This window comes from Hamadaea sp. NPDC051192, assembly GCF_040682475.1.
In the GTDB taxonomy this organism is placed as follows: domain Bacteria; phylum Actinomycetota; class Actinomycetes; order Mycobacteriales; family Micromonosporaceae; genus Hamadaea; species Hamadaea flava.
Genome location: NZ_JBFBAZ010000262.1, coordinates 1 through 4,505 on the forward strand (window position 1 = coordinate 1; position 4,505 = coordinate 4,505).

General features: G+C 70.0%; 6 protein-coding genes. 4 read left to right on the forward strand and 2 right to left on the reverse strand.

Translation table 11 applies throughout. From position 1 onward, the window contains the following. From AB0M47_RS42170 to AB0M47_RS42185, 4 genes are all read left to right on the forward strand, one after another. A partial coding sequence (locus tag AB0M47_RS42170; RefSeq protein ID WP_363424519.1) for a polymorphic toxin-type HINT domain-containing protein occupies positions 1–1,751 on the forward strand: 1,751 nt, incomplete at its 5' end. Between the two features lie 20 nt (positions 1,752–1,771). Beyond that, entirely contained in the window at positions 1,772–2,008 is a 237-nt protein-coding gene (locus tag AB0M47_RS42175; RefSeq protein WP_363424522.1) for a hypothetical protein, read from the forward strand. 78 nt (positions 2,009–2,086) lie between these two features. Continuing rightward, on the forward strand, positions 2,087–3,088 hold the full coding sequence (locus AB0M47_RS42180; RefSeq protein ID WP_363424525.1) for a zinc-binding dehydrogenase: 1,002 nt from the start codon (positions 2,087–2,089) through the stop codon (positions 3,086–3,088). A 34-nt stretch (positions 3,089–3,122) separates the two neighbouring features. Next, the gene (locus AB0M47_RS42185) at positions 3,123–4,079 is read left to right on the forward strand and encodes a TIGR03557 family F420-dependent LLM class oxidoreductase (RefSeq protein WP_363424527.1); all 957 of its coding nucleotides are present in this window, start codon (positions 3,123–3,125) and stop codon (positions 4,077–4,079) included. On the opposite strand, the gene AB0M47_RS42190 is transcribed toward AB0M47_RS42185, so the two are convergent. Both AB0M47_RS42190 and AB0M47_RS42195 read right to left on the reverse strand, forming a co-directional pair. Then, entirely contained in the window at positions 4,080–4,280 is a 201-nt protein-coding gene (locus AB0M47_RS42190; RefSeq protein ID WP_363424530.1) for a hypothetical protein, read from the reverse strand. Positions 4,281–4,286: 6 nt separating this feature from the next. After that, positions 4,287–4,505, reverse strand: a 219-nt coding sequence (locus AB0M47_RS42195) for a hypothetical protein (protein ID WP_363424532.1), incomplete at its 5' end; no start/stop codon positions are given.

Here is a 4,505-nt window from a genome sequence, read left to right on the forward strand (position 1 = left end):
CGGTCCCGGACTCCATCGACGCCAACCACTACCAGTACGGCGACGGCAACCCGCTCCAGACCACCGACTCCACCGGCCACTGGGGCTGGAACCCGTTCAAGGCGGTGAAGAAGGCCGTCAAGAAGGTGGTGCACAAGGTCACCCACTCCTCGGCCTGGAGCTACGCCTCCTATTACGCGCGATCGACCTGGCACGCGGCGACCCACGTCGCGAAGAAGGTCGTGCACCACGTCAAGAAGGCGGTGCACAAGATCCGCAAGGCCGTGCACCGGGTGACTCGAGCGATCAAACACACGGTCCATCGGGCGGTCCACTACGTCAAGAAGAAGTACAAGAAGGCCGTCAACTGGGTCAAACACACGTACCACCGGGTGAAGCACGCGGTGGCCAAGACGATCAACCACATCAAGAGCAAGGTCAAGAACGCGTACCACCGGATCAAGCAGGCCGGTTCGCGGATCGTCGCCAAGGTCACCAAGACCGTCAAAGCAGCGGCCAACAAGGTCAAGGACGCCTATCACGCAACCGCGAAATGGGTGAAGGAGCATAAGGACACCCTGATCCAGATCGGCGCGATCGTCGCCGGGGTCGCCGCGGGCATCGCCTGTACCGCGGTGACCGCCGGGGTCGGAGCCGCCGCCTGTGCCATCGGGGCGGCCGCGTTGATCAACCTCGGCAAGGACGCCGCACAGGGCAACATCCACGGCTTCAAGGACGCCCTCGGCTCACTGGGACAAGGCGCCCTCCAAGGCGGCATCGGCGTGGTCACCGGCGGTGTCGGCGGACTGGTGGCGGGCAAGGTCGCCGGGGCCATGGGCGGCTTCGCGGCCAAGGTCGGCGGCCGGATGGTCGCCGGGTTCGCCGGCGGCGCGGTCAGCGACACCGCCTCGCAGCTGGCCACGACGGGCCGGGTGAACTGGACCGGCGTCGCGATCTCCGGCGGCATCGGAGCGGTCACCGGCGCGGCCGGCGGTCGGGCGGGCAGCGCCTGCCATAGCTTCCAACCCGGTACGCGGGTCGTGATGGCCGACGGATCGACCAGAGCCATCAAGGACGTGAAGGTCGGCGACAAGGTGCTCGCCACCGACCCGGCCACCGGCGAGAACACCGCCCGCGAAGTGACTCTGCTGCACAAGAACAAGGACTCGGACCTGGCCGACGTCGTCCTGCGGGACACGAAGACCGGCAAGACGTCCACGGTGCACACGACGCAGCACCACCCGTTCTGGAGCGTGACCGCGAACGACTGGGTCGACGCGTCGGCCCTGAAGCCGCAGGATCGCCTGCGGGACGTCGCCGGGCGTACCACGCAGATCGTCGTGGCGGTCAAGACCTGGACCGGCCTGGCGGACATGCGCGACCTCACGGTCGCCGAAGTCCACACCTATTACGTCATCGCCGGGGCCACGCCGGTCCTGGTCCACAACAACAACGGTTCGTGCCCGGTTCACGGCCCGACCGCCTTGCCCGGCCGCGACCCGTCGGCCTGTACCTGCCGCCCGAACCGCAACGACGAGGACGGCTGGGACGGCCTCGACCACGGCGCCCCCGAGCGCCAGGACATCCGGATCACGCTGGCGGACGAGCGCCAGCACCAGAGCGAGGTACGCACCTCGACCGCCCGCGGTTCCGACGCGATCGTCAAGGATCTGAAGGCCGGACACGATCCACTCCTCGGCGGCATAGTCGTCGTGGTGGCCGCCTACGAGCGAGGGAAGCGGTGGTGGAACAACCGTCGCTTTGGACGGTGACGACGATTACCCTCGATGCCATGATGTGGCTGCTGATCGCCGGCGCGGCCGTGGTCGCCGCGCTGGCGGGCTGGGCGGTCGTCGCTCGCCGCCGTCGCGCGGCGCAGACGACCGACGCCCAGGCCGCCTTGAAGGGTCTGGCCAAGGACCGCAGCAAGCGCGGCAAGGGGACGATCCGGGGGAAGGGCCAGGGCGGCAGCGATACGACGGCGCAGCACGCCGGGTACGGCAGCGATTACGGCGGCCCCGGCATCTGACCAGCCGATTGGGCCGAGGCCGTCGCCGATTGTGCCTAGGCTGGCGGTAGGTCCGACGAACCGAGGCGGGGTGGGGCGATGCTGGCCGGACGGCTGGACGTGAAGTCGCGCAAGTTCACGGTGGAGGACGTGCCGACGCCGAAACCGGGACCGGGCGAGGTGCTGGTCAAGGTTCAGGCGGCCGGCGTGTGCCTGTCCGACGTGCACCTCATCGAGGGCAGCCTGACGCCGCTCTACCTGCCGGGCGGGGTCGTCACCCTGGGCCATGAGGTGGCCGGGGTGGTCGCCGAGCCCGGCCCGGGCGTGACCGCCTGGGAACCCGGCCGGCGAGTGCTGCTCCAGGCCGGGGAGGAGCGTGGCGGCCAGGTCTGGACGCGTGGCGTCGACTACGACGGCGGCTGGGCCGAGTACGCCCTGGCGACCGAGTCCACGCTGGTCGCGATCCCCGACGACCTCTCGTTCGAAGAGGCCTCGATCATTCCGGACGCCGTGTCGACCCCTTGGGCGGCGATCACTACGACCGCGCAGACGCCGCCGGCGGTTCCAGTCGGCGTGTGGGGTGTCGGCGGACTGGGTGCGCACGCCGTCCAGTTGCTGCGGCTGATCGGCGCGGCCCCGATCATCGCCTTCGATCCGCTCGCCCCCGCCCGGGAACGAGCCGTGGAGTTCGGTGCGGACCTCGCCCTCGACCCGGGCGATCCCGATCTCCGTATGCAGGTCGGGACGGCCACCGGCGGGGCGGGACTCGCCCGCGCGTTCGACTTCGCGGGCGTGCCGCCGGTACGCGAGCAGGCCGCCAAGTGCCTCGGCAAGGACGGCCGGCTGACCCTCGTCGGGCTGACCGACAAGCCGCTGACGATCAGCGACGGCACCCGGTTCAGCTATCTCGGGCAGCAGATCCTCGGCCACTACGGCTCCACCGACGAGCACGTACGCCAACTGGTCGACCTGGTCCGGCTGCACCGGATCGACTTCGCGCGGTCGATCAGCGACGTCCTGCCGCTCGCGCAGGCGGAGCAGGCCGTGGAGCGCCTCCAGAAGAAGGAGGGCAACCCGATCCGGTTGATCCTCCGACCCTGAGCGTGACCGGCGGGGAGCGGGGTAACAGCCGGTCATGCCGGAGATCGGATACACCTTGATGGGCGAGCAGAGCCCGCCCCGCCAACTCGTCGACGACGCGGTGGCCGCCGAGCGGGCCGGTTTCGACTACGCCGTCTGCTCCGACCACTACTACCCCTGGCTGTCCGAACAGGGGCATTCCCCGTACGCCTGGGCGGTTCTGGGGGCGGCCGCGTACGCCACCGACCGGATGGGGTTGATGTCCTATGTGACCTGCCCGATCCGGCGCTATCACCCGGCGGTGGTGGCGCAGAAGGCCGCGACGGTCTCGCTGCTGTCTCAGGGCCGCTTCATTCTCGGGCTGGGCGCGGGGGAGAACCTCAACGAGCACGTCGTGGGCGCCTGGCCGCACGTCATCGAACGGCACGCCATGTTCGAGGAGGCGCTGGAGATCATCCACGCGTTGCTGTCGGGCGGCGTACTGCACTATTCGGGGAACTATTTCGAGGTTCCCGAGGCGCAGCTGTGGGACGTGCCCGAGCTGCCGGTGCCGATCGGCGTCGCGGTCTCCGGGCCGGACTCGATCGACCTCGCCGCCCGGTACGCCGACGTCCTGGTCGCCACCGAGCCGAGGCCCGAGCTGGTGACCGCCTTCGACTCCGCGGCCGGGCCCGGCAAGCCGAAGTACGGTCAGGTCCCGATCTGCTGGGGGCCGGACGAGGACGCGTGCCGGAAGATCGCGTACGACCAGTTCCGGTGGTCGGGCCTCGGCTGGCCGGTCAACGCCGAACTGCCCGGACCGCGCTCGTTCGCGTCGGCCACCAAGTCGGCGACCATCGACCAGGTCGCTCAGGAGGTCACCTGCGGTCCCGACGTCGGCAAGCACGCCGAAGCGGTGCGCAAGTACTTCGACGCGGGCTTCACGCACGTCGCCGTGGTGCAGATCGGCGCCGACAGCCAGCGCGCCTTCCTCGAGATGGCGGAGCGCGAGCTGCTGCCCGCGCTCCGCTGATCACTCGATGTCGTCTACGTCCTGCTCTTCGTCCGGAAGATCCCCCTCCAGGGTCTCCGGATTCGGGTTGTAGCCGGGGAGCTGCTCGAGGTCGGGATCGTCGATCACGTCGTCGTGCGGCTCCCGCAGCAAGGAGTCGTCCTCGGCGGCGATCGATCCGTCGCCGCTGCGCGGCTGGTAATCACGCCCATATCCGGTCATGCCCGATCAATTACCCCCGAGCACCCGGTGGCATACCGCCCGCGCCAGCTCCAATGCCTGGTCCAGGCCCTCGACGCGCCGTCCGCCCGCGTTCGCCAGCGGCCCGCTGCCGCCCGCGCCGCCGCCGACCGCCCGCCCCGCGTCGCGCAGCAGCTCGACCGCCTCGCCGCTGCTCACCGCCGCGACCAATTGCGCGCGCTCGCCGTCGGTCAGGCCCAGCACCAC

Coding starts and splice junctions, on each gene's coding strand:
- AB0M47_RS42175 (WP_363424522.1), top strand. CDS start 1,772: ATGATGTGGCTGCTGATCGCCGGCGCGGCCGTGGTCGCCGCGCTGGCG.
- AB0M47_RS42180 (WP_363424525.1), top strand. CDS start 2,087: ATGCTGGCCGGACGGCTGGACGTGAAGTCGCGCAAGTTCACGGTGGAG.
- AB0M47_RS42185 (WP_363424527.1), top strand. CDS start 3,123: ATGCCGGAGATCGGATACACCTTGATGGGCGAGCAGAGCCCGCCCCGC.
- AB0M47_RS42190 (WP_363424530.1), bottom strand. CDS start 4,280: ATGACCGGATATGGGCGTGATTACCAGCCGCGCAGCGGCGACGGATCG.